Origin of the sequence: Stenotrophomonas sp. TWI1149, from assembly GCF_039673155.1 — a bacterium.
Lineage (GTDB): Bacteria > Pseudomonadota > Gammaproteobacteria > Xanthomonadales > Xanthomonadaceae > Stenotrophomonas > Stenotrophomonas maltophilia_AA.
In genome coordinates, this window is record NZ_JBDJLB010000001.1 from 294,232 (window position 1) to 320,561 (window position 26,330).

Sequence of the window (26,330 nt, forward strand, 5' to 3'; positions counted from 1 at the left end):
AATCTTGTCGATGGGGCTGTCGGTTCAGATCCGGCGGCGCGGCTGCCGGGGCAGCCGCGCCTGCACGATCAGTTGCCGTCCAGTTCCATGTTGATGGCCAGCGAGCGGATTTCCTTCACGAGCACGTTGAAGGATTCCGGCATGCCCGCGACCATCTCGTGCTCACCGTCGACGATGTTCTTGTACATCTGGTTGCGGCCCTGCACGTCATCGGACTTCACCGTCAGCATTTCCTGCAGGGTGTAGGCCGCGCCGTAGGCTTCCAGCGCCCAGACTTCCATTTCACCGAAGCGCTGGCCACCGAACTGCGCCTTGCCGCCCAGCGGCTGCTGGGTAACGAGCGAGTACGGGCCGGTCGAACGGGCGTGCATCTTGTCGTCGACCAGGTGGTTCAGCTTCAGGTAGTGCATGTAGCCCACGGTGGTGTGGCGATCGAATGCCTCACCGGTGCGGCCGTCATACAGCTGGGTCTGGCCGCTCAGCGGCAGGTCGGCCAGGGCAAGCATGTGCTTGATCTCGGCTTCGGTCGCACCGTCGAACACCGGCGTTGCCATCGGCACGCCGTCGGTCAGGTTGTCGGCCAGGCGCAGCAGCTCCTCGTCGCTGAACTGGGTCAGGTCGACGTGGTTGGCGTGCTGGGTCTTGTCGTGGTTGTAGACATCGTCCAGGAACTTGCGCAGGTCGCTGATCGCGGCCTGGGCTTCCAGCATGCCCTGGATCTTGCGACCCAGGCCCTTGGCGGCCCAGCCCAGATGCACTTCCAGAATCTGGCCGATGTTCATACGCGACGGCACGCCCAGCGGGTTCAGCACGATGTCCACGGTCTCGCCCGAGGCCATGTACGGCATGTCTTCGACCGGCACCACGTTGGAGACCACACCCTTGTTGCCATGGCGGCCTGCCATCTTGTCACCCGGCTGGATGCGACGCTTCACGGCCAGGAACACCTTGACCATCTTCAGCACGCCCGGCGCCAGGTCGTCGCCCGCGGTGATCTTGCCGCGCTTGTCGGCGAAGCGACGCTCGAATTCCTTCTCGTGCGCCTGGATCTGCTTCTGGGCGCGTTCGATGGCTTCCGAAGCGTCCTCGTCCTTCATGCGCAGCACGAACCAGTCGGCCTTCTTCAGGCCATCCAGGTAGGCGTCGGTAACGGTGTCGCCCTTCTTCAGGTTGGCACCGCCGTTGACCACCTTGCCCACGATCTGCGAGCGCAGACGGGCGTAGATGGCGCCTTCCAGGATGCGGAACTGGTCGTCGAAGTCCTTCTTGACGCGCTTGATTTCAGACTCTTCGATCTGACGGGCGCGCTTGTCCTTCTCGATGCCGTCGCGGGTGAAGACCTGCACGTCGATGACGGTGCCGTCCATGCCCGGGGGCACGCGCAGCGAGCTGTCCTTCACGTCCGAAGCCTTCTCGCCGAAGATCGCGCGCAGCAGCTTCTCTTCCGGGGTCAGCTGGCTTTCGCCCTTCGGGGTGACCTTGCCGACCATGATGTCGCCGGCGCGGACTTCCGCACCGATGTACACCACGCCGCTCTCGTCCAGGCGGTTCAGTGCCTGCTCGGAGACGTTCGGGATGTCGGCGGAAATTTCCTCCGGCCCCAGCTTGGTGTCACGCGCAACGCAGGTCAGTTCTTCGATGTGGATCGTGGTGTAACGATCCTCTTCCACCACGCGCTCGGAGAGCAGGATGGAGTCTTCGAAGTTGTAGCCGTTCCACGGCATGAAGGCGATCAGCATGTTCTGGCCCAGGGCCAGTTCGCCGATGTCGGTGGACGGACCATCGGCCAGCACGTCGCCACGCGCCACCACGTTGCCCACTTCCACCAGCGGACGCTGGTTGATGCAGGTGTTCTGGTTGGAACGGGTGTACTTGATCAGGTTGTAGATATCCACGCCGGCGTCGGTCGCGTCGGTGATCTCCACTTCGTTGACCTTGACCACGATGCGGCCGGCGTCGATCTGCACGATCTCGCCGCCACGACGGGCGTTCACGGTCACACCGGAGTCACGGGCCACGGCGCGTTCGATACCGGTACCCACCAGCGGCTTCTGGGCACGCAGGGTCGGCACGGCCTGACGCTGCATGTTGGCGCCCATCAGTGCGCGGTTGGCGTCATCGTGCTCCAGGAACGGGACGAGCGCGGCAGCGATCGACACGGTCTGCATCGGCGAGACGTCCATGAAGTGGACCTCAGCCGGCGGCTTGAGCAGCGATTCACCCTGGAAGCGGCACGGTACGAACTGCTCGGTGAGCATGCTCTTGGCATCGGTCAGGGCGTTGGCCTGGGCGATGACGTACTCGTTTTCTTCGATGGCCGACAGGAACTCGATCTCGTCGGAGACCTTGCCGTCAGCGACCTTGCGGTACGGGGTCTCGAGGAAACCGTACTGGTTGGTGCGGGCGTACACGGCCAGCGAGTTGATCAGGCCGATGTTCGGGCCTTCCGGCGTTTCGATGGTGCAGACGCGGCCGTAATGGGTCGGATGCACGTCGCGCACTTCGAAGCCGGCACGCTCACGGGTCAGACCGCCCGGGCCCAGGGCCGAGACGCGACGCTTGTGCGTCACTTCCGACAGCGGGTTGTTCTGATCCATGAACTGCGACAGCTGCGAGGAGCCGAAGAACTCCTTGATGGCTGCGGCGACCGGCTTGGCGTTGATCAGCTCCTGCGGGGTCAGGCCTTCGGATTCGGCCATCGACAGGCGTTCCTTGACCGCGCGCTCGACGCGGACCAGGCCCACGCGGAACACGTTCTCGGCCATTTCACCGACCGAACGCACGCGACGGTTGCCCAGGTGATCGATGTCATCGACCACGCCACGACCGTTGCGGATCTCGGTCAGGACCTTGATCACTTCCAGGATGTCGGAGCTGTCGGCATGCTCGGCGACCAGGCGCTTGGACTCTTCGTCGTTGCGCTCGCCGAAGTACTTGCGGTCGTACAGCACGGCTTCGCCGGTGACAGCCTTGCGGCCGACACGGCGGTTGAACTTCATGCGGCCGACCGTGGACAGGTCGTAGCGCTCGAAGGTGAAGAACAGGTTGTGGAACAGGTTCTGCGCGGCGTCCTTGGTCGGCGGCTCGCCCGGACGCATCATGCGGTAGATCTCGACCAGGGCTTCCAGCTGGGTCTTGGTCGGATCGATGCGCAGGGTGTTGGACAGGTACGGGCCACGATCCAGATCGTTCACCCACAGGGTGCCCACGGCATCCACACCGGCCTTGCGGAAGGCCTGCAGCTGCTCGTCGGTGATTTCGTCGTTGGCCTGGGCCAGCAGTTCACCGGTGTTGGCATCGACCACGTCGTGCGACAGGATGCGGCCGACGATGTAATCGTCCGGCACGGCCAGGGCGGCAATGCCCGAGGCTTCCAGCTGCTTGACGTGGCGCGCGGTGATGCGCTTGCCGGCTTCGACGATGACCTTGTCGCCATCGGCCAGGTCGAAGTTCAGGGTTTCGCCGCGCAGACGCTCGGCCACCAGTTCGAGCTGCACACCTTCATCGGGGTTGATGTGGAAGGTGTTGATCTCGAAGAACTCGGCCAGCATCTCTTCGTTGCTGTAACCCAGCGCACGCAGCAGGATCGAGACCGGCAGCTTGCGGCGACGATCGATACGGGTGAACAGGGCGTCCTTCGGGTCGAACTCGAAGTCCAGCCAGGAGCCGCGGTACGGGATGATGCGGGCGCTGTACAGCAGCTTGCCCGAGCTGTGGGTCTTGCCACGGTCGTGGTCGAAGAACACACCCGGCGAACGGTGCAGCTGCGAGACGATCACGCGCTCGGTACCGTTCACGATGAAGGTGCCGTTGTCGGTCATCAGCGGGATTTCGCCGAGGTAGACCTCCTGCTCCTTCACGTACTTGATGGCCTTGGTCGACGACTCACGGTCGTAGATCACCAGGCGCACGGTCACGCGCAGCGGCGCGCCGTAGCTCATGCCGCGCTGGCGGCATTCGCGCTCGTCGAACACCGGGTCGCCGAGCTTGTAGCCGACGTATTCCAGGGCGGCGTTGCCGCTGTAGCTGGAAATCGGGAACACCGACTTCAGGGCCGCGTGCAGGCCGTGGTCCGTGCGCTTGGCCGGATCGACGTTTTCCTGCAGGAATTCACGGTAGGAATCGACCTGGATGGCAAGCAGGAACGGCACTTCGAGGATCGAGCGCTGCTTGCCGAAATCCTTGCGGATACGCTTCTTTTCGGTGAACGAATAAGACGTCATGAGGTATCACCTTGGCTGTGCGGATCGTGCGTCCACGACCCGAGGGGAAACTGAAATTGTCAGTTGGAAGTCGCTGGTATTGCCGGCACCAGCACGCCTTCTCCCGCTACTTCCAACTGCCAACTCGTCTGCATCCACTCCCCTGCCCGCGCGCCTGGGCGCCGCTGTGACCGGGGATGACCGCAGCCCGTGTTGGGCTCGTATTTCGGGTGTTGCGTGAAACGACCAAAGGCCGGGGGCTTACGCCCCCAGCCTTGGCTGCATCGCCGTGATTCGATGGCGAGGCAAGGAACTGCTTACTTGACTTCGACAGTCGCGCCAGCAGCTTCCAGGTCCTTCTTGAACTTGGCAGCGTCGTCCTTCGAAGCGGCTTCCTTGATCATGCCGCCGGCTTCAGCCAGATCCTTCGCTTCCTTCAGGCCCAGGCCGGTGATGGCGCGGACAGCCTTGATGACTTCGACCTTCTTGTCGCCGGCCGACTTCAGGATGACGTCGAATTCGGTCTGCTCTTCAACAGCGGCAGCCGGGCCAGCAGCAGCAGCTGCGGCGACCGGAGCAGCGGCAGAGACGCCGAACTTCTCTTCGATGGCCTTGACCAGCTCCATCACTTCCATCAGGGACTTCTCGGCGATGGCGTCGACGATCTGTTCGTTGGTAAGGGACATTTTGATTACCTTTGGATAATTTTCTGGGTTGAGGTTCCGTTCGGAACCACGGAAACGTCGACTCAGGCGGTTTCGGCGACCGGCTCGGCAGCGTCAGCGGTTTCACCGCCACCCTGCTTGTCGGCCACGGCCTTGACGGCACGGGCGAACATCGTGACCGGCTCGGCCAGGACGCGGGCCAGCATGGCCAAGGCCTGATCACGGGTCGGCAGCGAGGCCAGCACGTCGACATGGCCAGCCGGGAACAGTTCCCCGCCGATGGCCACGACCTTTGCCTGCAGCTTGTCGTTGGTCTTGGCAAAATCCTTGATCAGGCGACCGGCTGCGCCGGGCTCCTCGAGCGAGAACGCGTACAGCAGCGGACCGACGAGTGCGTCTTTGGCGCATTCGTATTCGGTACCTTCCACTGCACGTGCCGCCAGCGTGTTCTTGACAACTTTCAAGAAAACGCCGGTTTCGCGTGCCTGCTTGCGCATCGCGGTCATCTGGGAGACCGTGGTGCCAGCGTATTCGGCTGCGATCAAGGAGTGGGCCTTGGCGGCGACGTCTGCCAGCTCGGCGACTACTTCTTGCTTCTGGGACAGATTGAGAGCCATTGCACTCCTCCAATTGAACTCCGCTTACGGCTCCTGCCGTTTGCGGTCCTGGGCAGCATCCGTCCTGGACGCCGGGAACATCGGGTTGATGTTCCAAGGGTGGGCCGTTCTAGACCTGGATGGCCAACCTGGGAGAACCCAGACGTGCGTAAACCAGAAAAACTCCAGAAGGGCACCATCTACGCAGGGTGATTCCCGGGGGAATCGATTAAGCGATCGGTACTGCGCCGGCGGCGACTCCCTGCCAATGTGAGCATCCCTGCCCGTCGCCGGTATGTACTGACCGCGCCTGCGGTCTTTGACGGCTATCTCCGCAGGGCGAGCCCCACTCGGATTGCCTTCAAATATCGCGGGTACCGGACCGGGGCCCGGTACCCGCTTGAAACGATTACTTCAGCGACAGCGAGGACTGGTCGATGGTCACGCCCGGGCCCATCGTCGAGCTGACCGAAACCTTCTGCAGGTAGGTGCCCTTCGAGGTGGCCGGCTTGGCCTTGACCAGATCCATCAGCAGCGCCTGCAGGTTCAACTTCAGCGCGTCTTCGGCGAAGTCGGCCTTGCCGATGGTGCAATGGATGATGCCGGCCTTGTCGGTGCGGTAACGCACCTGACCCGACTTGGCATTCTTGACGGCTTCGCCCGGGTTGGCCGACACGGTGCCGACCTTCGGGTTCGGCATCAGGCCGCGCGGGCCGAGCACGGTGCCCAGCTTGCCCACGACGCGCATGGCGTCCGGGGTCGCGATGACGACGTCGTAGTTCAGATCGCCGGCCTGCATCTTCTCGGCCAGGTCGTCCATGCCCACGGCTTCGGCGCCAGCGGCCAGGGCTTCGTCAGCCTTGGCACCAGCCGGTGCGAAGACGGCAACGCGCACGCTCTTGCCGGTACCGGACGGCAGCACGGTGGAACCGCGCACCTGCTGGTCGGACTTCTTGGCGTCCACGCCCAGGCGCACAGCGACGTCGAAGGACTCGACGAACTTGGCCTTGGTAGCGGTCTTCAGGATCTTGATGGCGTCCTCGAAGGCATATGCCTTGCCCGGGACGACGGCGGCCTTGATGGCCTTCTCACGCTTGGTCTGTGCCATCTTCTTAACCCTCTACCACGAGGCCCATGGAACGGGCAGAACCGGCGATGGTGCGCACCGCGGCATCCAGATCGGCAGCCGTCAGGTCTGCTTCCTTGGTCTTGGCGATCTCTTCGAGCTGCTTGCGGGTCACCTTGCCCACCTTCTCGGTGTTCGGGCGCTTGGAGCCCGACGAGATGCCTGCAGCCTTCTTGAGCAGCACGGCGGCCGGGGTGCTCTTGGTGATGAAGGTGAAGGTACGGTCCGAGTAGGCCGTGATGATGACCGGCACCGGCAGACCCGGCTCCAGCTTCTGCGTGGCGGCATTGAAGGCCTTGCAGAATTCCATGATGTTCAGGCCACGCTGACCCAGCGCAGGACCGACCGGCGGCGAGGGGTTGGCCTGACCGGCCTTCACCTGCAGCTTGATATAACCGACAACTTTCTTTGCCATGAGTATGCTCTCCGGGTGCTAGCGCCTTACGACAACAGGCTCCCCATCGGACCGGGAATCACGCGTCCCGGCATCGCGTTTTGAATTCACGCAGAAGGCCACCTCGCGGCGGCCCTTGCTTTTTGCCAGCTTCCTGGCAGGAAGCCGCGCACTATATCAGGTTTTTTCCGCCCTTGCCTCAAGGCTGGCGGGCGCAGGCCGTTCAGGTTCCGGGCGGCCGCCCGGAACCCTGCTGCCCCAGGCTCAGACGGCCTTTTCGACCTGGCCGAACTCGAGCTCCACCGGGGTGGCACGACCGAAGATCAGCACCGAGACGCGCAGACGGCTCTTCTCGTAGTTGACTTCCTCGACCACGCCGTTGAAGTCGTTGAACGGACCTTCGGTGACGCGGACCATCTGGCCCGGCTCGAACAGCACCTTCGGACGGGGCTTTTCCACACCTTCCTGAACGCGGTCCAGGATGGCGGCAGCCTCTTCATCACGGATCGGCAGCGGACGATCGGCGGTGCCGCCGATGAAGCCCATCACCTTGGAGGTGTCCTTGACCAGGTGCCAGCTTTCGTTGTCGATGCGCGGGATCCCGTTTTCTTCGTGGGTCTCGATCTGGACCAGCACGTAACCCGGGAAGAACTTGCGCTCGGAACGGCGCTTCTGGCCGGCGCGCATCTCAACCACTTCCTCGGTCGGGACCAGGACGTCACCGAAGCGCTCCTGCATCTCGTCACGCACGATGCGATCGCGCAGAGCCTGCGCAACCGACTTTTCGAAGCCCGAATAGGCGTGAACGACGTACCAACGCTTCACTGGTTTCTCCTTATCGACCCAGGAACCACTGGGTCAATTTCTGAATCACGAAGTCAAATCCGCCCAGCAGCAGGCTGAGGATGATCACGACAACGATCACCACCCAGGTCATGCGAATGGCTTCCTGGCGCGTCGGCCAGACCACCTTGCGCAGTTCGAAACGCGATTCGGAAAGGAATTCCCGCGTGTCGCGACCCTTGCCGGTCAGCAGGAACACGCCGAGGCCGGCCACCAGGCCAACGACAACGGCCAGACCGCGAAGCGGACCGGCCCATGCACTCTGGGAGGCATGCTCAGGAGCACCGAACCAATACCAAGCAAAAAGACCCGCCAGCACCAGGATCGCTGCGACGGCGTACTTGACGATGTCACCCCCCGTGGAGGCGTTGTCTTTGGAATGCTCGATCTTGCTGTTCATCCGGCTCTGGCTACTGTGGCGGCATAGCCGCTGGAAGGGAGAAGTGGCACGCCAGGAGGGACTCGAACCCCCAACCTGCGGTTTTGGAGACCGCTGCTCTGCCAATTGAGCTACTGGCGTACTGAAAAAACTTGCCTTCCCTTAGACGGCGAAGGCGGACCGAGGTTCCCGGCCCGCCTTTCGCGAGACCGGCAGCGCTAAGCAACCGCCGGTAGTGCAAAAATTACGCGATGATCTTGGAGACCACGCCGGCGCCGACGGTACGGCCGCCTTCGCGGATCGCGAAGCGCAGGCCTTCATCCATGGCAACCGGGTTGATCAGGGTGACAACCATCTTCACGTTGTCGCCCGGCATCACCATTTCCACACCTTCCGGCAGCTCGCAAGCGCCGGTGATGTCGGTGGTGCGGAAGTAGAACTGCGGACGGTAGCCCTTGAAGAACGGGGTGTGACGGCCGCCTTCGTCCTTGGACAGCACGTACACTTCGGCGTCGAAGGTGGTGTGCGGCTTGATCGAACCCGGCTTGGCCAGGACCTGGCCACGCTCGACGTCGTCACGCTTGGTGCCGCGCAGCAGCAGACCGGCGTTGTCGCCTGCCTGACCCTGGTCGAGCAGCTTGCGGAACATTTCCACGCCGGTGACGGTGGTCTTCTGGACCGGACGGATACCGACGATTTCGATTTCTTCGCCGACCTTGATCACGCCGCGCTCGATACGACCGGTCACCACGGTGCCGCGACCCGAGATCGAGAACACGTCTTCCACCGGCATCAGGAACGGCTTGTCGATGTCGCGTTCCGGGGTCGGGATCCAGCTGTCGAGAGCCTCGACCAGCTTGATCACGGACGGCACGCCGATCTCGCTCTGGTCGCCTTCCAGCGCCAGGCGGGCCGAACCCGAGATGATCGGGGTGTCGTCGCCCGGGAAGTCGTACTTGCTCAGCAGCTCGCGGACTTCCATTTCGACCAGTTCCAGCAGCTCGGCGTCATCGACCATGTCTGCCTTGTTCAGGAAGACGACGATGTACGGCACGCCGACCTGACGCGAGAGCAGGATGTGCTCACGGGTCTGCGGCATCGGGCCGTCAGCAGCCGAACAGACCAGGATCGCGCCGTCCATCTGGGCAGCACCGGTGATCATGTTCTTGACGTAGTCAGCATGGCCCGGGCAATCGACGTGGGCGTAATGACGTTCGGTGGATTCGTATTCGACGTGTGCGGTCGAGATCGTGATGCCACGCGCCTTTTCTTCCGGCGCGGCGTCGATCGACGAGTAGTCCTTGAACTCACCGCCAAAGCGCTCGGCACCGATCTTGGTCAGTGCGGCGGTCAGCGTGGTCTTGCCGTGGTCAACGTGACCGATGGTGCCGACATTGACGTGCGGCTTGGTGCGCTCGAACTTACCCTTGGCCATGGCTGCTTATCTCGAAATCGTCTGAATTGGTGGCACTTAGATGGTGCTCACGAAAGGAATCGAACCTTCGACCTCCTCCTTACCAAGGAGGTGCTCTACCGACTGAGCTACGTGAGCGAGTTTTGTATTATGGCACGAATTTGAATATATTCAAACTCATTCAATGGAGCGGGAGACGGGGATCGAACCCGCACCATCAGCTTGGAAGGCTGAGGTTCTACCATTGAACTACTCCCGCATCGGAAGCTCTTGCCACAACATGAAACTGGTGGAGGGAGGTGGATTCGAACCACCGAAGGCGTAAGCCAGCAGATTTACAGTCTGCCCCCGTTGGCCGCTTGGGTATCCCTCCTTACCACCCTGTCCCGTGGCGCCGAAGCGTTTTCGGTGTGGGGTGGAAGAGCCGTGAATTTTGGGGATAAACGGGGGTTCTGTCAACAACCTTTTTGAATTTTTTCACATGAATTTCGAATTGCCCTGCCGGGACGGGCTATTGGCCCGGCAAGGCCAGGGTTTCGCTGGCGAAGATGGCCACGTGCGGCACGCCATCGGCACCGATCCAGCCGCGATACATGCCCTGGGTGTTGAACGGCGTCGCGGCGCGGCCATCGGCGGAGAGCACGATCGCACCACCATCGCCGCCAAGGGCGGGAATGCGCTCGTTGATCACCGCACGCCCGGCTTCCACCGGCCCCTGCTTGAGGTACTGCATGCGCGCGCAGATATCGTGCGCGGCCGCGGTGCGGATGTAGTACTCGCCCCAGCCCGTGCCGGACACCGCACACCCCGCATCGGCGTAGGTGCCGGCGCCGATGATCGGTGAGTCGCCGACACGCCCATAGCGCTTGTTGGTCATGCCGCCGGTGGAGGTGCCCGCGGCGAGCTTGCCGTCCTTGTCCAGTGCGACCGCGCCAACCGTGCCGAAATGGCGCGCCGTTTCCAGATCCGCATGGGCCTGGCCACCGGCCTCTTCTTTCAGCGCCTTCTGCAGCTGCTGCCAGCGCTTGTCGGTGCGGAAGTAGGACGGATCCACCAGGGGGATGCCCTGGCTGCTGGCGAACGCCTCGGCGCCCTGCCCGACCATCATCACGTGCGGAGAATGCTGCATCACCGCTTCGGCGAGCAGGATCGGATTGCGCACGCGCTGCACGCCGGCCACGGCACCGGCCTTGAGCGTGGCGCCATCCATCAGCGAGGCATCCAGTTCATTGCGACCGTCGTGGGTGAATACCGCCCCTTTGCCGGCATTGAAGGTGGGATCGTCCTCGAGCACGGTGATCGCCGCGGTGACGGCCTCCAGCGCCGGCCTGCCCGCCGCCAGTGCGGCATGCCCTTTCAACAGCGCCTGCTGCAGGGCCGCGCGCGCGGCTTTTTCCTCGGTGGGCGAGAGATCCTTGCGCTCCACCCCCGCTCCGCCATGGATGACCAGCACCGGCTCGGCGGCGGTGGCCGCCAGCGGGAGCGACAGGCACAGCGACAACACCACCACAGCAGAACGCGACATGGGCAGGCACTCTCAAGGGACGAGGCCGCATCATGGCACGCGCGGCGGGCCACCCACGCGCGTGTCCGTGACGTCACAACGCGCGCAACAGCATCCACGCATGGCGTGGATCTACCGGCGCAGCTGCAGGCGCCCCGCACGGATGTCTGCCGTGATCTCGAACGCCGCGTCGTCCACCCGGAAGCCGTCCATATGCAGGCGACTGCCCTCGCCGACCCCGGTCACCGGAACGGCAAGAAAATCCAGCGGTTTACCGACGTGCAGGCGATCGGCGGTGTGCTGCGGCGTCACCAGCCACGCATAGCCGCCGTCGCGGCTGAACACCTGCCCGGTGCCGTCGGCTTCCACGCACAGCGCGGTGTCTTCATCCACGCCGAGGCCGACCATGTCCTGCTGCCCGCTGCGCTGGGCGGCACGGGCCACGAATACGATCAGACGCCCGAGCCGGTCGCGCTTGCCGAAATGGGTATCGGTGACCACGTTGGCCAGGTACGGCATGGTCAGGAAATCGCTGTCCAGCGTCACCGCCCGGCCCATCGGATCGCGCAGGGCGCGGCGGGACGTCACGCTGCCGCCATCCAGGGCGCCGTAGCTGTAGCCCCCCAGGATGGCCAACCCGGCACTGGTCCCGGCGATCGGCCGCCCGGCGCGGACGTGCGCATTGAGCGCCTCGTTCACCGGCGTGCCCTTCCAGAAGCGGATATAGCGCGACTGGTCGCCGCCGGCGATGAAGATCGCATCGGCAGCGGCGATCACCCCCAGCACCGCCGGGTCGTCGGCCGCGCGCCGGCTGTTGAACACCAGAGTCTGTACCGCGGCCGCCCCGCCGATCTCCCGGTAGAGCCGGTCCTGCAGCTCATCGGCGCCGGAGGCGCGCAGGACCACCACCCGGCCGTGACCGGCACGCGCCAGCCACCACTGAAAGGCGGCCGGCACCCACTCGCCACCGCCCATCAGCATCATCGCCGGCTCGGTATGGGTGGCGCGCGGGGCATCCAGGGCGCCCACCTCGTAATAGCGATAGCCCGGGTCCTGCAGACTGCGCGAATCCTGGGCGTGGAGGGGGAGCGAGAGCGCGGCGAGCAGCAGCCACAGGAAAGAATGGATCGGCCGGAAACCCTTGTGCACGTTGACCTCCCTGAATAAAGCGGGCCTGTAAGCGCTTTCACTCTTTGCCAGAGAAATTGGCAGTGGTCAACCCCGTAAAAAAGGCGTTAAATGCGCGCCGTCCATTCACGAAATGTGAATGGGGGACAGGCCTCCCTCGAGGCCGACACTTTCTTCTCGAGAATTCTCATGCGTAAACAGGCGATGGCGTGGTCGATCCAGCTGGCGTTGATGGGTGTGGCCGCAACCGCGGCTGCCCAGACCTCCGCCCCCGGGGTGCAGCAACTGGATACGGTGCAGGTCACCGGCTCTCGCATCCCGCGCGCGCAGGTGGAGGGGCCGGCCCCCGTCACCGTCATCACCGCCGAGCAGATCCAGGCCAGCGGCTTCACCAGCGTGCCGGACGTGCTGCGCTCGATGACCCAGAACGGGGGTGAGACCCAGAGCCAGCAGTCCTCCAGCGGCGCGGACTTCTCCCCCGGTGCGCAGCAGGTCGACCTGCGCGGCCTCGGCCCCAACCACACCCTGGTGCTGGTCAACGGCCGTCGCATCGCCGATTTCCCGATGCCCTTCCAGGGCCGCAGCAACTTCACCGACGTCTCCAACATCCCGATCGGGATGATCGAGCGCATCGAAGTGCTGACCGGCAGTGCCTCGGCGATCTACGGCTCGGACGCCATCGCCGGCGTGGTGAACTTCATCCTGAAGAAGCAGGTCGATGGCACCACGGTCGACATGCGCATGGGCACCACCAGCGAAGGCGGCGGTGAGTCCTTCGACATGAGCATCGCCAGTGGCTTCGACGCCGGCCGCTTCAGCGCGGTCTACAGCCTGGAACTGCAGTCGCAGACGCCGCTGTGGGCGTATGAGCGCAGCCAGCAGGATTCCACCCTGGATGCACCGACCGAAAGCGCGCGTGCCGCGCGGCGCGCCTACCTGCGCACCGACTACAACGATGACTACCTCGATCCCGGCCAGGCCACCTGCGATGCGCTGGCCGGCCAGAACAATGGCAGCACCCAGTACGCCGAGCGTGCGCGCTACGGCTTCTACTGCGGCAGCGACCGGTCGATCGGCTACGGCACGATCCTGAGCAAGCGCCGCGGCGCCAACGGCTATGCCGCGCTGCGCTACGCCTTCGACAACGGCGCGGAATGGTTCGCCGATGTGCAGATGGGTTACCACGACCTGGCGCTGATGCGCGATGTGACCCAATGGGGCCGCATGGCCGCCGACGGCAATGAAGACGGCTACTTCTACAACCAGGCCACCGACCAGGTGGAGTTCTGGCAGCGCCAGTTCTCTCCGGAAGAGATGGGCGGGTTGAACAACGGCATGGTGCGCAGCACGCAGAAGACCTTCAGCGTGACCACCGGCTTCAAGGGCGCGCTCGGTGCGGACTGGGAGTACGAGGCGTCGTTGAGCCACTCGCAGTACCAGTCCCGCATCCGCTGGCCGCAGATCATCGCTGCCAAGGCCAATGCGCTGTTCCTGGGCGAGCAGCTGGGCGAGTACACCGATGACGACGACAACGTGTTCCCGGTCTTCAACGCCAACCCGGCGCGCCTGTACCGGCCGCTGAGCCGCAGCGAGTACGACGCGATCGCCGCACGCACCACCTATACGCCGAAGTCGCGCACCGATACCGCCGCGCTGACCCTGACCAACGGCGAGCTGTTCGAGCTGCCGGGCGGCAAGGCCGGCTTCGCGGCGACGGCCGAGTTCGGCAACCAGTCCTATGCACTGAATCCGGACCCGCTGGCGACGCAGTACTACTACTACAGCTGGAAGGATTCGGACGGGCACGGCAGCCGCAACCGCTGGGCGACCGCGGCCGAGCTGCGCCTGCCGCTGCACGACACGTTCAACCTCAGCGTGGCCGGCCGCTTCGACCAGTATCGCTACTCGGGCAACACCATCGGCAAGGCGACCTGGAGCGGCGGCCTGGAATGGCGCCCGATCGAGACCCTGCTGGTGCGCGGCTCCTACGGCACCGCCTTCCGCGCGCCGGACCTGCACTACGTGTATGCCGGCCCGGGCAATGACGAAACCAGCGCCAACGACTATTACGCCTGTGCGGTGGACGGCGGTGATGACTGCTCGGATTACGAAGAGAACCTCATCCGCACGCGCGAAGGCAATCGCACGCTGGATCCGGAAACCAGCACCTCGTGGAGTGCCGGCTTCGTGTGGTCGCCTGCACTGGGGCTGGACCTGTCGGTGGACTGGTTCGACATCGACATGCGCGACCAGGTGCAGGACATGGACGTGAGCACCATCCTGCGCGATGAGGCGGCCTGCCGCCTGGGCGACGCCGATGCGGCCTCGCCGACCTGCGTGGATGCGATCAGCCGGGTCACCCGCACCAGCGATGGCCGCCTCTACGGCGTGCATGTGAGCCCGATCAACATCGCGCGCGAGACCACGCGCGGCATCGACGTGGGCCTGCGCTACCGCCTGGGCACCGGGATCGGCGACTTCATCTTCAGTGGCAACCACACCTGGGTGAAGACGCACGATTTCCAGCAGTTCGAGGGCGATGTGGTCGAAGACCAGTTCGCGGTCAACAGCGGTTTCGATATCCCGCGCACCAAGACCAGTGCGAGCGTGACCTGGGAGAACGCGGCGTGGTCGGCCACGCTGTACGGCTCGCGCCTGGGCAAACTGCCGACCTTCGACAGCTACGACCAGAGCTTCGATCCGGACAGCGGCGACAGCCCCTGGATCGGCGCGACGTACCGTTACAACGTGTCGCTGCAGTACCGCTTCGACGATCATTCGCGCCTGTCGCTGTCGGTGGTCAACATCGCCAACAAGCTGCCGCCGAAGGATGCGACGTATACGCCGTATCCGTACTACGACGTGTCCTGGTTCGATACGGTGGGCCGGACGATCAACCTGCAGTACACGCACAAGTTTGGCGGCTCGGCGCTGTAGGCGTCGTTCCGTGGGCCCCGGTGGGGCCGGCCACTGGCCGGCTCCTCGCGTTGCGGGTGCGCCCTTCCTGTTTTCCACACACACCGTGGAAACCCATGGGGGTTTGATGTGGACAAGTGCATGCAAGCCATGCAGCGCAACGCTTTCAGGGCGTGGCGATATTTTGTCCAGCCATCCGTCGCGGTTTTCCACACATACCGTGGAAAGCGATGGGGGTTTGCTGTGGACAACCCCGGTGAGCGATGCACTGCAACGGTTTTCAGTGGTGGTCATAAATTGACCACGTCGCTTGCGGGCGGGTGCGTCGGGGTGCCGGCCAGTGGCCGGCACTACCGCGCCGGGGTTTTCCACACGGTGCGTGGAGAGGCGTGGGGGTTTGCTGTGGACAAGTGGGCAGGACGCTTACGCGGCAAGCATTTCCAGGCATGGTCAATTAATCACCACCGGTTGCGATGCCGGTGGCCGCAGACCGATGCCAGCCTCCAGACTATCCTGCACCCCCGCGCCGGTTACATGGAGAGACCACAATGCGTAGAGGTATCCCCCGAGTCGCTGTCGTCGGGGCCGGCATTACCGGAGCGTCCGTGGCGTGGCACCTGGCGCGTGCCGGTGCCGCAGTTACCGTGTTCGAACGCAGCGCCACTGCATCGAGCGGTGCCACCGGCGGCTCGTATGGCTGGGTGGGCACGGGCAGCATGCTTCCGAGTGACGCGCTGCCACGCTTTGCATTGATCCGCGACGCATTGCCGGAGTTCGCGCGGCTGGGCACGGAACTTGGCCCCCTGCCGATCGCCGCGCGCGGTGCAGTGGTGTGGTCCGGGACGGACGCGGACACCGAAGCGTTCGTGGCCGAACAACAAGGCGCCGGCATCGGCATCGATCGGCTGGATCGGGCCCGGGCGGTGGCCCTGGAGCCGCATCTGAACTCGCCCGCGCTGGCTGCGTGGCTACCCGGGGATTTCGCCGTCGAGCCTGACCTGCTGACCGCGCAGCTGCTGGCCGGTGCACAGGCGTCGGGCGCGCGTGTCGGTTTCAATCAGGAGGTACTGGCCATCGAAACACGGCATGGCCGGGTCACAGCCGTGGCGACTCCACACAGGTCGCATGCCGTGGATGCCGTCGTTCTGGCCAATGCCGCCAGCGCCATTCCCCTGGCAGCACGGTTCGATATCGACCTTTCCGTGCACGAGGCACCCGCGGTGCTGATGGCGTTCGACGCACTCCCCGGCTGTCTCCATCACCTGCTCTGTGCCGCTGACCACGAACTCCGGCCGCGCCTCGGCGGCGGCCTGCTGCTGGCGGCCGACATGCCCATCGAAGGCGAGACAGGCCTCGACAGTCTTGCCCGTCAGTGCCTGGCAGACACGCAGGCCCTGTTCAAGAGCCCTGCGGGTTTGGCACTGCGATCCGCGCGGGCCGTCCAACGTCCCATGACCGCGGACAGCATGCCGGTGCGGGGTTTCCTGTCTGGCGTTGACGGCCTCTATGCAGCCATCGCCCACCCGGGTGTGATGCTGGCGCCATGGCTGGGCCGGCTGGCCGCGCAGGACATCATGGCTGCGTAGGGTGCGCGCGAGTGCTTCCTGGCTCCGTGCGGAAGCTGGGTTCCGACGAATGAAGAAGGGCCCCGCAGTGCGGGGCCCTTCCTGTCCATCCTCAACGCTCGATGCAGTCAGACGTTGAAGCGGAAGTGCAGGATGTCGCCTTCCTGGACGCGGTATTCCTTGCCTTCCAGACGCAGACGACCCGCTTCCTTGGCACCGGCTTCGCCCTTGTACTTGATGAAGTCGTCATACGCGATGGTTTCGGCGCGGATGAAGCCCTTCTCGAAGTCGGTGTGGATGACGGCGGCGGCCTGCGGGGCGGTGGCGCCCTTGCGCACGGTCCACGCGCGGACTTCCTTCACGCCTGCGGTGAAGTAGGTCTGCAGGCCCAGCAGCTGGTAGGCCGCGTAGATCACGCGGTTCAAGCCCGGCTCGGACAGGCCCAGGTCGGCCAGGAACGTATCGCGGTCTTCGTCGTCGAGCTGGGACAGCTCTTCTTCGATCGCAGCCGAGACCGGCACGACCTGCGCGCCCTCTTCGGCGGCACGGGCACGCACGGCATCCAGGTGCGGGTTGTTCTCGAAGCCGTCTTCCAGCACGTTGGCGATGTACATCACCGGCTTGAGCGTCAGCAGGAACAGGTCACGGACCAGCGCCTTCTCTTCCTCGTCCAGGCCGGCGGTACGACCGGCCTTGCCGTCGGCCAGCGCGGCCTGCAGCTTGGCCAGCACCGGCTTGCGGGCGGCCGCTTCCTTGTCGCCCCCCTTGGCAGCGCGCTCGGCGCGGTTCAGGGCCTTCTCGACGCTGTCCAGATCGGCCAAGGCCAGTTCGGTATCGATGGTGTCGATGTCCGAGAGCGGGTCCACCTTGTTGTTGACGTGGATGACGTCGGCATTCTCGAAGCAGCGCACCACGTGGGTGATCGCATCCACTTCGCGGATGTGGGCCAGGAACTTGTTGCCCAGGCCTTCACCACTGGCCGCGCCGGCGACGAGGCCGGCGATGTCCACGAACTCGACCGCGGTCGGGATGACCTTCTGGGGGTTGATGATGGCAGCCAGCTCGTTCAGGCGCGGATCCGGCACCGGCACGATGCCGACGTTCGGTTCGATCGTGCAGAACGGGAAGTTGGCCGCCGCGATGCCCGCCTTGGTCAGCGCATTGAACAGGGTCGATTTGCCGACGTTGGGCAGACCGACGATGCCGCATTTGATACCCATCTTTGACAACCTCTGGGGTGAAAGTGATTGGGGAAACAGCGACGTTCGGCGCTGCTTTTCCAATCATTCTCCGTACCGACCAACGGTCGGTACCTACCGGTCACGTCTCCGTACCGACCAACGGTCGGTACCTACCGGTCACGTCAGTTACCGGCCACGCTACTTCGGGGTGTGCAGCCGCTTCATCGCTTCGCTGAAATCGCCGCGTACTGCCAGCGGCAGGACGTCGATCGCATCGTTGACCGCATGCCCGATCAGCACATCATCATCCTTGCTGGCACGCCCCAGCACCCACGGGACCACGCGGTCCTTGTGGCCGGGATGGCCGATGCCGATGCGCAGGCGGTGGAACCGGCCATGGCCTAGCAGGCGGATGGTGTCGCGCAGGCCATTCTGGCCGCCGTGGCCACCGTCGAACTTGAGCCGTGCCACGCCGGGCGGCAGGTCGAGCTCGTCGTGCGCCAGCAGGGTTTCTTCCGGTTCGATCTTCCAGAAGCGCTGCGCCGCGGTGACCGATTTGCCACTGAGGTTCATGAAGGTGGCGGGCTTGAGCAGCCATACCGGCTGGCCGGCGATGTCGACCTTGGCGGTCTCGCCGAACAACTTGCTGTCCACGCTCCAGCGCGCGCCGGCCTGTTCGACCAGGGCGTCAATGAAACGAAACCCGGCATTGTGCCGGGTCTGGGCGTGCTCGGGTCCGGGGTTGCCCAGACCAACGATCAATCGCAATCCTGTCATTACTCTTCTTTCGTCGGTACCAGCCCTGTGCCGGTACATACAGAAACGGCGCCTGCCCCGAAGGACAGGCGCCGCAATCACTTACTCTGCAGCCGGCGCTTCGTCGGCAGCTTCTTCCTTGCCGAGCTTGGCGGTGACGATCGCGTCGTCATGGTCCTTGCCCTGGGCCAGGGCCGGGATCTCGACGCCCTTCGGCAGCTTGATGTCCGACAGGTAGATCACGTCACCAGCCTTCAGGTCGGCCAGGTCGACGTCGATCGATTCCGGCAGGTCCTTCGGCAGGCAGGTAATGCTCACTTCCTTCAGTTCGTGGGTGACCACGACGTCGGCAGCCTTGCCGGCCGGCGAGGTGTCTTCGTTGATGAAGTGCAGCGGGACGTTGGCGGTCAGCGCTTCGTTCTCGTTCACGCGCAGGAAATCCAGATGCAGGATCAGCTGCTTGAACGGGTGGCGCTGCATGTCACGCAGCAGCACCTTGGTGACCTTGCCGTCCAGGTTCAGGTCCAGGATGGACGAGTAGAACCACTCGTTCTGCTGGGCCAGCCAGATTTCGTTGTGGTTGAGCTGGATGACGCTCGGCTCGACGTCGCCGCCGTAGATGATCGCCGGGATCTGGCCAGCGCCACGCAGGCGGCGGCTCGCACCCTTGCCTTGCAGTTCGCGCTGGACGACCTTGATTTCATGATTCTTGGCCATGCTGGTTTACTACCTTCGTTGTTTGCCCCGCCGTGATGGCGAAGCGATGAGGAAACATCCGCGACCAGATGTCCCCGGGAAACCACCCGCCGTTGCCGGCGGGCGGAAAAATCAATCCACGTACAACGAGCTGACCGACTCACCGAAGGCGATGCGGCGCATCGTCTCGGCCAGCATTTCCGCCACGCTGAGCTGGCGGATCTTGCTGCACACCCGCGCCTCTTCACGCAGCGGGATGGTGTCGGTCACCACCAGCTCATCGAGCTGGGAGTTGTTGATGTTGTCCACCGCCGGGCCCGAGAGCACGGCGTGGGTGCAGTACGCGGCGACCTTGAGGGCGCCACGCGCCTTCAGGGCTGCAGCGGCCGCACACAGGGTGCCGGCGGTATCGACGATGTCATCGACCATCACGCAGGTCTTGCCTTCGACGTCACCGATGATGTTCATCACGGTGGAGACGTTGGCGCGCGGGCGGCGCTTGTCGATGATCGCCAGATCGGCATCGTCCAGGCGCTTGGCGACGGCGCGCGCGCGCACCACACCACCCACGTCCGGGGACACCACGATCAGGTTCTCCGTGCCGTAGGCGCGCCAGATATCGGCGAGCAGCAGCGGCGAGGCGTACACATTGTCCACCGGCATGTCGAAGAAGCCCTGGATCTGATCGGCGTGCAGATCCACCGTCAGTACCCGGTCAGCCCCGACAGCGCTGAACATCTTTGCAGCCACCTTGGCGGTGATCGGCACGCGCGAGGAGCGCATGCGGCGATCCTGGCGCGAGTAGCCGAAATACGGCACCACGGCGGTGACACTGTTGACCGAGGCGCGCTTGAGCGCATCGATCAGGACCAGCAGTTCCATCAGGTTCTCGGCGCTGGGCGCACAGGTCGGCTGGATGACGAAGACGTCCTGCTTGCGGACGTTTTCCTCGATCTCGACCTGCACCTCACCATCGGAGAAGCGCGACACCAATGCCTTGCCAGGCCGCACCCCCAGTTCCTTGCAGATGCTCTGCGCAAGGCGCTTGTTGGCGTTGCCGGAAAATACCAGCAGGTTGGGGTGTTCTTGCATCATGACGGTCTCGGGCGGGAGCGATTGGCGGAGAACTGGGCCGCCGGCACCCGGAGGTGTCTGCGGTGACAACACCGCGGCGTATGCACCGCGCCCGCGCAGACATGCGCATGGAGTCGCGGCAGATATCCGCTAGTGGCAGGGGCGGGAGGATTCGAACCTCCGAATGCCAGGATCAAAACCTGGTGCCTTGGGCCTCTTGGCGACGCCCCTGCATCAAAATCAGTAACGCTCGAGTACATCAAGCAGTGGCGAGCGCTCCACGCCCGCAGCCACCCATGCCCGCAGTTCCTTCGGCAATTGCGCCAGGCCCTGCTCTGCAGCAGCGCGCGTGGCGAACTCGACGAAACAACCGCTTCCCGACCCGGTGAGTCGTGCCCGGCCGATACTGCTCAACGCTGCGAGCGCTGCCTCTACGGCAGGTTCGCGGCGGCGCAGGACCGGCTCGAACGCATTCCCGAGCAAAGACCCGGAAGCGAAGTCCGCTATTTTCGCCACTGGGGCATCCCGCGTCAAATCCGGTGATGCGAAAAGTGCCGGTGTCGGCACGTGAACGCCCGGATGGACCAGCACGAACCAGGCCGGCGGCAACGCCATCGGGGTGAGCAGTTCGCCCACGCCTTCGGCCCAGGCGTTGTGGCCGCGCACGAAGACCGGCACGTCCGCGCCCAGCTGCAGACCCAGCGCGGCAAGCGCATCCACGTCCAGGCCGGCGTTCCAGAGGCGGTTCAACGCAACCAGGACGGTAGCGGCGTCGGACGAACCGCCGCCGAAGCCGCCACCCGCAGGAACCACTTTTTCGATGCCGATGTCGGCACCTTGGGCGACATTCGCCGCATTTTTCAGCAGAAGGGCGGCACGCACCGCCAGATCATCGGCCTCGGCCACCCCGGCGACCGAGATGCCTTCACGCCGGATCCGGCCATCGTCCCGCACCCGCAGGCGGATGCGATCGCCCCAGTCGAGCAGCCGGAACACGGTCTGCAGCTGGTGATAGCCGTCCGGGCGCCGCCCGGTGATGTGCAGGAACAGATTCAGCTTGGCCGGGGCCGGCCAGGTCGACCCGCCATCGACCGCATCCAGCATGCTCATGGGCCGGCCAGTACCCAGCTGTCGACCACCAGGCGCACCTTCGCGTCGCCATTGACCGCTTCGATCCGGCGCGGCAGCACCGGGCGACCGGCTTCGGCCGGGTACCAGTCGAGGTACTGGATCTCCCAGCCCATCTGCTGCACGCGACGCGGGCGCCCGTCGCCATCGCGTTCGATGCGCTCGGCCGGGGCCGCGTCGGCGACCAGGCCGCGCACCCAATCCGGCAGCTGGTTGACCGGGATATCCCAGCCGGTGGCGTCCAGCAGCACCTGCTGGGCATCCTCGCCCTCGCGCGTGCCGCCTTCCAGACCTTCCAGGCGGCCGCCCTCGTGATGGCTGTCGCCGGTCAGCTTCCAGCTCTGCCTTGTGACCGGCGCGCTGAGCTCGACCACATACCCGGCCGCCTGCTGCTGCCAGTCGATGCGACCACTGCCGCCGTTGCGACCTTTGCTGATCGCCACCCGGCCCTGGAATGACCAGGCCGGCTGCGCGCGCACGGCGGCGACGCGTTCGGTCTCGGCCTGCTGTGCAGCGGCCGAGACGGTGTTGACCACGGTCGGAGCGGAGGGGGCCTTGCGCTCATCCAGCGACACGCAGGCGGAGAGCGACAACGCCACGGCCGCGGCGAACGCGGCCTTCAGGGACACCAGATTCATACGCCGTATTTCTCTATCACGCGCTGCAGGGCGCGGTTGTCCGGGTCGAGCTTGCGGGCCTCTTCAAAGAAGTGGCGCGCCTCGTCCTTCTTGTTCAACACCCACAACACCTCGCCCACATGCGCGGCGATCTCGGGGTCCTTGGACAGGGTCCAGGCGCGGCGTAGCTGCACCAGCGCTTCTTCATTGCGGCCCAGGCGATACAGCACCCAGCCGTAGCTGTCGACGATGGCGGCGTTGTCCGGCTCGGCCACGCGCGCGCGGTCGATCAGCTCCAGTGCCTCCTGATAACGCTGCGTGCGGTCGGCCAGGGTGTAGCCGAGCGCGTTGAGCGCGGCGATGTTCTCCGGGTCGGTGACCAGCACCTTGCGCAGGTCGGCCTCGGCACGCGGGATGTCATCGCGGCGTTCCCAGGCCAGCGCGCGGGCATACAGCAGCGCGTTCTCGTCCGGATACGCGGCCAGACCACGGGCCAGCGCATCCAGCTCGCCGGCATCGTCGTTGCCGCGCTGGCGCAGCTCGGCTTCCAACAGATAGGCATCGCGGCGGGCATCGTCATCGACGGTCGCATCGGACTGGATCGCGTGCACCTCGGCCAGCGCCTTGTCGGTGCGGCCCAGTTCGTTCTGCGCATTGGCCGCGCGCAGGCGCGACTCATCGCGTTCCGGGCCACCGGGCACGCTGTGGTACCAGTTGACCGCCTCCTCATAGCGCTTGAGGTACTCGGCGATCTTGCCCAGCAGCAGGCGCTGGGCCGGATCCGGCTTGGTCGCCTGCTTCGAGATATCGGTATACAGCGCCAGCAGGCCCGGATCGTCCTTCTGCTTGGCCAGCAGCGAGGCGCGCATGCCGTAGGTCTGCACGTCCTGCGGGCCGACCGCCAGCACGCGCTCGGCCGCCGCAGGCTGCCCCATCAGGTCGTAGGAGATCGCCACCGCGTTGCGCAGCTCGGGGTCCCGGGTGGTCTTGGGCTCCACGCCCTTCAACAGGGCCAGGGCCTCATCGGTCTTGCCGGCCTGGTTGAGCTGGCTGGCATGCAGCAGGGCCACGCGCGGTTCATCGGGGAAACGTCTGACCACCTCATCGACCATGCGCCGGGCCAGCTCGGGCTGCTCCATGCGCATCGCCAGGCGGCCGAACTCCTGCCAGACCTCCAGACGGTCGGGAATCGCATTGGCATCGACCAGCTCGCCGAGCACCTGGGCCGGCACCTTCGGATCGCTGCCGCCGCTGATCAGGGCACCGATCGCGAACTTCCACGCGGTCGGGTCGGGATCCCTGAGCAGGGCCTGCAGCTCGGTGCGGGCGGCCTTCACCTTGTTCTGGCGCATGTCCAGCGCGGCCGTGCTGCTGCGCATGGCCAGCGAGCGCGGTGCGCGCTGCTCCCACAGGGCCAGCGCGCGGGCGGCGCGCTTGTCATCGTTGGCCAGCATGGCGATCCGGGCGGCGCGCTCGGCCAGCCCGGCATCGCCGTCGCTGGCCTCGGCCGCCTCCAGATGCCAGCGTGCGGCATCGCCCAGTTTGCCGGCCTGCAGGGCGAATTCGCCCGCCATGACCGGGGCCAGGGGGATCGCCTCGGCCGCGCTGTCCTTGGCTTTGGCCGGGGCTGCCGGAGGGGCGGCCAAGGCGTTGGCGGTGAACAAAGACAGCAGCAGAACGCTGGAGATGCGAATCAATGCGGGCATCGGGGGCATCTGAGCCTTAAAATGACGACTTGAATGGCCAGCAGCTTATCGCAAGCAACTGAACAATGACCCTGTGGGTGCTCGGACTGAATCACCAGACCGCGCCAGTGGAACTGCGCGAACGCGCCTCCTTTGGCGGCGACGCCCTGCCCCAGGCATTGGCGTCGCTGCGCGATACCCCGCAGGTGGCCGAGGCGGTCCTGCTCTCCACCTGCAACCGCACCGAGCTGTACGCGGTGGCCGAATCCGGTGACGCGCTGGCACAGTGGCTGGAGTCGCACGCCGGCACCCTGCACGGCTACCTCTACCAGCACGCCGACGCCGATGCGGTCCGCCACCTGTTCCGGGTCGCCACCGGGCTGGACTCGATGGTGCTGGGCGAGCCGCAGATCCTCGGGCAGGTGAAGGATGCCTGGGCCCTGGCACGCGATCACGGCCTGCTCGGCCAGCGCCTGGACCGGCTGTTCCAGCAGACCTTCTCCGTGGCCAAGCGCGCCCGCACCGATACCCGCGTGGGCGCCAACCCGGTCTCGGTGGCTTCCACCGCGGTGCGCCTGGCGCAGAACTCGTTCGCGCGGCTGGAGGATTCCACCGTGCTGCTGGTCGGCGCCGGCGAGACCATCGAGCTGGCCGCGCGCCACCTCAGCGAAGGGCGCGTGCGCCGGTTGCTGATCGCCAACCGCACCCTCGCGCATGCGCAGGAGCTGGCCAGCCGCCACGGCGGGGTCGCCCTGCCGCTGAGCGAGCTGGACCGCCATCTGGGCGAGGCCGACGTGGTGTTCTCGGCCACGGCCGCGCGTGAGCCGGTGATCACCCGGGCGCAGGTGGCCGCCGCGCTGAAGACCCGCAAGCACAAGCCGATGCTGCTGTTCGATCTGGCCGTGCCGCGCGACATCGAGGCCGGCGTGGGCGAACTGGCCGACGCCTTCCTGTACACCGTCGACGATCTGGAGCGCGCGGTCGAAGACAACCGCCGCAGCCGTCGGGAAGCCGCGGCCGAGGCCGAGGCGATCATCGAACTGCAGGTCGCGCGCTTCGTTGAAACCCTGCAGGCAAGCGCGCACCAGGCCCCGCTGCGGCAGCTGCGCGCCTATGGCGAAGCGACCCGCGTGGAGATGCTGGAGAAAGCCCGCCAGCAGCTGGCGCACGGCAAATCGCCGGAGGAAGTGCTTGAGCTGCTCGCGCACGGCCTGACCAACCGCCTGCTGCACCCGCCGACCGCCGCCCTGCGCGCGGCCGCGCTCAGCGGCGATACTGAACTCACCCGCGCCGCCGAGCGCCTGTTCCCGGCCAAGCCGGGTTACCAGCACCCTGCCGTGCGTAATGATGCAGCGAGGAAAGATGACGCCGACCCTGCGCCGTAAGCTCGAAGCGCTGGCCGAGCGCCGCGAAGAACTCGAACGCCTGTTGTCCGACCCGGCCGTGGTCGGCGACAACGACCGTTTCCGCGCGCTCTCGCGCGAGTTCTCGCAGCTGGAGCCGGTCGCCACCGCGCTGGCCGACGAAGGCCGGGCCAAGGCCGATCTCGCCGCCGCCGAGGCGATGCGCGACGATCCGGACCTGCGCGAGCTGGCCGACGAGGAAATCACCGCCGCGCAGCAGCGCCTGCAGCAGCTGGACGAAGAACTGGCCCTGCTGCTGGTACCGCGCGATCCGCGCGATGACGGCAACCTGTTCCTGGAAGTGCGCGCCGGCACCGGCGGCGACGAGGCGGCGATCTTCGCCGGCGACCTGTTCCGCATGTACGCCCGCTATGCCGAGCGCCAGGGCTGGAAGGTCGAGATCGAATCGGACAACCCGGGCGAACACGGCGGCTACAAGGAAGTCGTGGCGCGCGTGGTGGGCCGTGGCGCGTTCTCGCGGCTGAAGTTCGAATCGGGCACGCACCGCGTGCAGCGCGTGCCGGCGACCGAGTCGCAGGGGCGCATCCATACCTCGGCCGCGACCGTGGCGATCATCCCCGAAGCGGACGATGTCGAGGACGTGGTGATCAACCCGGCCGACCTGCGCGTGGACACCTACCGCTCCTCCGGCGCCGGTGGCCAGCACGTCAACAAGACCGAATCGGCGATCCGCATCACCCACCTGCCCAGCGGCGTGGTGGTGGAGTGCCAGACCGAACGCAGCCAGCACGCCAACCGCGACAAGGCGATGAAGCGCCTCAAGGCGCAGCTGCTGGATACCGAGCGCAGCAAGCAGGCCGCAGCCCAGGCCGAAAGCCGCCGGTTGCAGGTCGGCAGTGGCGACCGCAGCCAGCGCATCCGCACCTACAGCTTCCCGCAGGGGCGGATCACCGACCACCGCGTGGAAGGCCTGACCCTGTACGACCTGCCCAACATCCTGACCGGCGATCTGGATGCACTGGTCAGCCGCCTGACCCACGAACACCAGGCCGACGAGCTGGCCCGGCTCGCGGAAGGCAACTGAGCATGGCGGCCGC

21 protein-coding genes and 5 tRNA genes are annotated in these 26,330 nt (G+C 65.5%); 4 read left to right on the plus strand and 22 right to left on the minus strand.

Going from position 1 to position 26,330, the window contains the following annotated elements; genetic code table 11:
- Nucleotides 1-68: 68 nt before the first annotated feature.
- The 14 genes from rpoB to ABE424_RS01590 all read right to left on the minus strand — a co-directional run bounded on the left by rpoB (nt 69) and on the right by ABE424_RS01590 (nt 12,272).
- Complete coding sequence (rpoB, locus tag ABE424_RS01525; protein ID WP_346479643.1) at nt 69-4,223, minus strand: DNA-directed RNA polymerase subunit beta; 4,155 nt, start codon at nt 4,221-4,223, stop codon at nt 69-71.
- A gap of 296 nt (nt 4,224-4,519) precedes the next feature.
- A complete protein-coding gene (gene rplL, locus ABE424_RS01530; protein ID WP_019186119.1) occupies nt 4,520-4,888 on the minus strand; it encodes a 50S ribosomal protein L7/L12 in 369 nt (122 codons plus the stop codon).
- Nucleotides 4,889-4,950: 62 nt separating this feature from the next.
- Nucleotides 4,951-5,484, minus strand: a complete 534-nt coding sequence (gene rplJ, locus ABE424_RS01535) for a 50S ribosomal protein L10 (protein ID WP_123728446.1) — start codon at nt 5,482-5,484, stop codon at nt 4,951-4,953.
- 388 nt (nt 5,485-5,872) lie between these two features.
- The gene (rplA, locus tag ABE424_RS01540) at nt 5,873-6,571 is read right to left on the minus strand and encodes a 50S ribosomal protein L1 (protein WP_121044663.1); all 699 of its coding nucleotides are present in this window, start codon (nt 6,569-6,571) and stop codon (nt 5,873-5,875) included.
- A 4-nt stretch (nt 6,572-6,575) separates the two neighbouring features.
- A complete protein-coding gene (gene rplK, locus ABE424_RS01545; protein ID WP_019186116.1) occupies nt 6,576-7,004 on the minus strand; it encodes a 50S ribosomal protein L11 in 429 nt (142 codons plus the stop codon).
- 243 nt (nt 7,005-7,247) lie between these two features.
- Nucleotides 7,248-7,808 (minus strand): transcription termination/antitermination protein NusG, encoded by a 561-nt coding sequence (gene nusG, locus ABE424_RS01550; RefSeq protein WP_019186115.1) that lies wholly within the window; start codon nt 7,806-7,808, stop codon nt 7,248-7,250.
- 10 nt (nt 7,809-7,818) lie between these two features.
- Nucleotides 7,819-8,226 carry a preprotein translocase subunit SecE gene (secE, locus tag ABE424_RS01555; RefSeq protein ID WP_121044666.1) on the minus strand — a complete coding sequence of 136 codons (408 nt, stop codon included), beginning with the start codon at nt 8,224-8,226 and terminating at the stop codon, nt 7,819-7,821.
- Between the two features lie 44 nt (nt 8,227-8,270).
- Nucleotides 8,271-8,346 (minus strand) — tRNA-Trp (locus tag ABE424_RS01560).
- A gap of 103 nt (nt 8,347-8,449) precedes the next feature.
- The gene (gene tuf / locus ABE424_RS01565) at nt 8,450-9,640 is read right to left on the minus strand and encodes an elongation factor Tu (RefSeq protein ID WP_176990870.1); all 1,191 of its coding nucleotides are present in this window, start codon (nt 9,638-9,640) and stop codon (nt 8,450-8,452) included.
- Between the two features lie 41 nt (nt 9,641-9,681).
- Nucleotides 9,682-9,757: transfer RNA gene (locus ABE424_RS01570), tRNA-Thr, on the minus strand.
- Between the two features lie 47 nt (nt 9,758-9,804).
- Nucleotides 9,805-9,878, minus strand: a tRNA-Gly gene (locus ABE424_RS01575).
- Nucleotides 9,879-9,906: 28 nt separating this feature from the next.
- Nucleotides 9,907-9,992 (minus strand) — tRNA-Tyr (locus tag ABE424_RS01580).
- A gap of 138 nt (nt 9,993-10,130) precedes the next feature.
- Complete coding sequence (locus tag ABE424_RS01585) at nt 10,131-11,144, minus strand: isoaspartyl peptidase/L-asparaginase (RefSeq protein WP_346479642.1); 1,014 nt, start codon at nt 11,142-11,144, stop codon at nt 10,131-10,133.
- A gap of 111 nt (nt 11,145-11,255) precedes the next feature.
- Nucleotides 11,256-12,272, minus strand: coding sequence for a cyanophycinase (locus ABE424_RS01590; RefSeq protein ID WP_346491285.1), 1,017 nt, complete (start codon nt 12,270-12,272; stop codon nt 11,256-11,258).
- A gap of 168 nt (nt 12,273-12,440) precedes the next feature.
- Here ABE424_RS01590 and ABE424_RS01595 point away from each other — a divergent pair, with 168 nt between their 5' ends.
- Both ABE424_RS01595 and ABE424_RS01600 read left to right on the plus strand, forming a co-directional pair.
- Nucleotides 12,441-15,188 carry a TonB-dependent receptor gene (locus ABE424_RS01595; RefSeq protein ID WP_346491286.1) on the plus strand — a complete coding sequence of 916 codons (2,748 nt, stop codon included), beginning with the start codon at nt 12,441-12,443 and terminating at the stop codon, nt 15,186-15,188.
- A gap of 527 nt (nt 15,189-15,715) precedes the next feature.
- Nucleotides 15,716-16,753 (plus strand): FAD-dependent oxidoreductase, encoded by a 1,038-nt coding sequence (locus tag ABE424_RS01600; RefSeq protein ID WP_346491287.1) that lies wholly within the window; start codon nt 15,716-15,718, stop codon nt 16,751-16,753.
- Between the two features lie 107 nt (nt 16,754-16,860).
- On the opposite strand, the gene ychF is transcribed toward ABE424_RS01600, so the two are convergent.
- From ychF to ABE424_RS01640, 8 genes are all read right to left on the minus strand, one after another.
- Nucleotides 16,861-17,952 (minus strand): redox-regulated ATPase YchF, encoded by a 1,092-nt coding sequence (gene ychF, locus ABE424_RS01605; RefSeq protein ID WP_088434937.1) that lies wholly within the window; start codon nt 17,950-17,952, stop codon nt 16,861-16,863.
- Between the two features lie 159 nt (nt 17,953-18,111).
- A complete protein-coding gene (pth, locus tag ABE424_RS01610; protein ID WP_179460844.1) occupies nt 18,112-18,690 on the minus strand; it encodes an aminoacyl-tRNA hydrolase in 579 nt (192 codons plus the stop codon).
- An 81-nt stretch (nt 18,691-18,771) separates the two neighbouring features.
- A complete protein-coding gene (locus ABE424_RS01615; protein ID WP_102789571.1) occupies nt 18,772-19,386 on the minus strand; it encodes a 50S ribosomal protein L25/general stress protein Ctc in 615 nt (204 codons plus the stop codon).
- Between the two features lie 111 nt (nt 19,387-19,497).
- The gene (locus ABE424_RS01620; protein ID WP_026070235.1) at nt 19,498-20,457 is read right to left on the minus strand and encodes a ribose-phosphate diphosphokinase; all 960 of its coding nucleotides are present in this window, start codon (nt 20,455-20,457) and stop codon (nt 19,498-19,500) included.
- A gap of 136 nt (nt 20,458-20,593) precedes the next feature.
- Nucleotides 20,594-20,670, minus strand: a tRNA-Gln gene (locus ABE424_RS01625).
- 9 nt (nt 20,671-20,679) lie between these two features.
- The gene (gene ispE, locus ABE424_RS01630; protein ID WP_346491384.1) at nt 20,680-21,543 is read right to left on the minus strand and encodes a 4-(cytidine 5'-diphospho)-2-C-methyl-D-erythritol kinase; all 864 of its coding nucleotides are present in this window, start codon (nt 21,541-21,543) and stop codon (nt 20,680-20,682) included.
- A gap of 2 nt (nt 21,544-21,545) precedes the next feature.
- A complete protein-coding gene (lolB, locus tag ABE424_RS01635) occupies nt 21,546-22,205 on the minus strand; it encodes a lipoprotein insertase outer membrane protein LolB (RefSeq protein ID WP_346491288.1) in 660 nt (219 codons plus the stop codon).
- On the minus strand, nt 22,202-23,890 hold the full coding sequence (locus ABE424_RS01640; RefSeq protein ID WP_346491289.1) for a tetratricopeptide repeat protein: 1,689 nt from the start codon (nt 23,888-23,890) through the stop codon (nt 22,202-22,204). The genes lolB and ABE424_RS01640 overlap by 4 nt, the downstream gene beginning before the upstream one ends.
- A gap of 65 nt (nt 23,891-23,955) precedes the next feature.
- On the opposite strand from ABE424_RS01640, the gene hemA reads away from it, so the two are divergent.
- Together hemA and prfA are read left to right on the plus strand one after the other, a co-directional pair.
- Entirely contained in the window at nt 23,956-25,254 is a 1,299-nt protein-coding gene (gene hemA, locus ABE424_RS01645) for a glutamyl-tRNA reductase (RefSeq protein ID WP_346491290.1), read from the plus strand.
- Entirely contained in the window at nt 25,232-26,317 is a 1,086-nt protein-coding gene (gene prfA / locus ABE424_RS01650; RefSeq protein WP_176990860.1) for a peptide chain release factor 1, read from the plus strand. Before hemA ends, prfA begins: the two co-directional genes overlap by 23 nt.
- Nucleotides 26,318-26,330: the final 13 nt, after the last annotated feature.

Bases quoted from the DNA above. Each gene is read 5' to 3' on its own strand.
- rpoB (WP_346479643.1), bottom strand. From the start codon at position 4,223: ATGACGTCTTATTCGTTCACCGAAAAGAAGCGTATCCGCAAGGATTTC.
- rplL (WP_019186119.1), bottom strand. From the start codon at position 4,888: ATGTCCCTTACCAACGAACAGATCGTCGACGCCATCGCCGAGAAGTCC.
- rplJ (WP_123728446.1), bottom strand. From the start codon at position 5,484: ATGGCTCTCAATCTGTCCCAGAAGCAAGAAGTAGTCGCCGAGCTGGCA.
- rplA (WP_121044663.1), bottom strand. From the start codon at position 6,571: ATGGCACAGACCAAGCGTGAGAAGGCCATCAAGGCCGCCGTCGTCCCG.
- rplK (WP_019186116.1), bottom strand. From the start codon at position 7,004: ATGGCAAAGAAAGTTGTCGGTTATATCAAGCTGCAGGTGAAGGCCGGT.
- secE (WP_121044666.1), bottom strand. From the start codon at position 8,226: ATGAACAGCAAGATCGAGCATTCCAAAGACAACGCCTCCACGGGGGGT.
- tuf (WP_176990870.1), bottom strand. From the start codon at position 9,640: ATGGCCAAGGGTAAGTTCGAGCGCACCAAGCCGCACGTCAATGTCGGC.
- ABE424_RS01585 (WP_346479642.1), bottom strand. From the start codon at position 11,144: ATGTCGCGTTCTGCTGTGGTGGTGTTGTCGCTGTGCCTGTCGCTCCCG.
- ABE424_RS01595 (WP_346491286.1), top strand. From the start codon at position 12,441: ATGCGTAAACAGGCGATGGCGTGGTCGATCCAGCTGGCGTTGATGGGT.
- ABE424_RS01600 (WP_346491287.1), top strand. From the start codon at position 15,716: ATGCGTAGAGGTATCCCCCGAGTCGCTGTCGTCGGGGCCGGCATTACC.
- ychF (WP_088434937.1), bottom strand. From the start codon at position 17,952: ATGGGTATCAAATGCGGCATCGTCGGTCTGCCCAACGTCGGCAAATCG.
- pth (WP_179460844.1), bottom strand. From the start codon at position 18,690: ATGACAGGATTGCGATTGATCGTTGGTCTGGGCAACCCCGGACCCGAG.
- ABE424_RS01615 (WP_102789571.1), bottom strand. From the start codon at position 19,386: ATGGCCAAGAATCATGAAATCAAGGTCGTCCAGCGCGAACTGCAAGGC.
- ABE424_RS01620 (WP_026070235.1), bottom strand. From the start codon at position 20,457: ATGCAAGAACACCCCAACCTGCTGGTATTTTCCGGCAACGCCAACAAG.
- ispE (WP_346491384.1), bottom strand. From the start codon at position 21,543: ATGCTGGATGCGGTCGATGGCGGGTCGACCTGGCCGGCCCCGGCCAAG.
- lolB (WP_346491288.1), bottom strand. From the start codon at position 22,205: ATGAATCTGGTGTCCCTGAAGGCCGCGTTCGCCGCGGCCGTGGCGTTG.
- ABE424_RS01640 (WP_346491289.1), bottom strand. From the start codon at position 23,890: ATGCCCGCATTGATTCGCATCTCCAGCGTTCTGCTGCTGTCTTTGTTC.
- hemA (WP_346491290.1), top strand. From the start codon at position 23,956: ATGACCCTGTGGGTGCTCGGACTGAATCACCAGACCGCGCCAGTGGAA.
- prfA (WP_176990860.1), top strand. From the start codon at position 25,232: ATGACGCCGACCCTGCGCCGTAAGCTCGAAGCGCTGGCCGAGCGCCGC.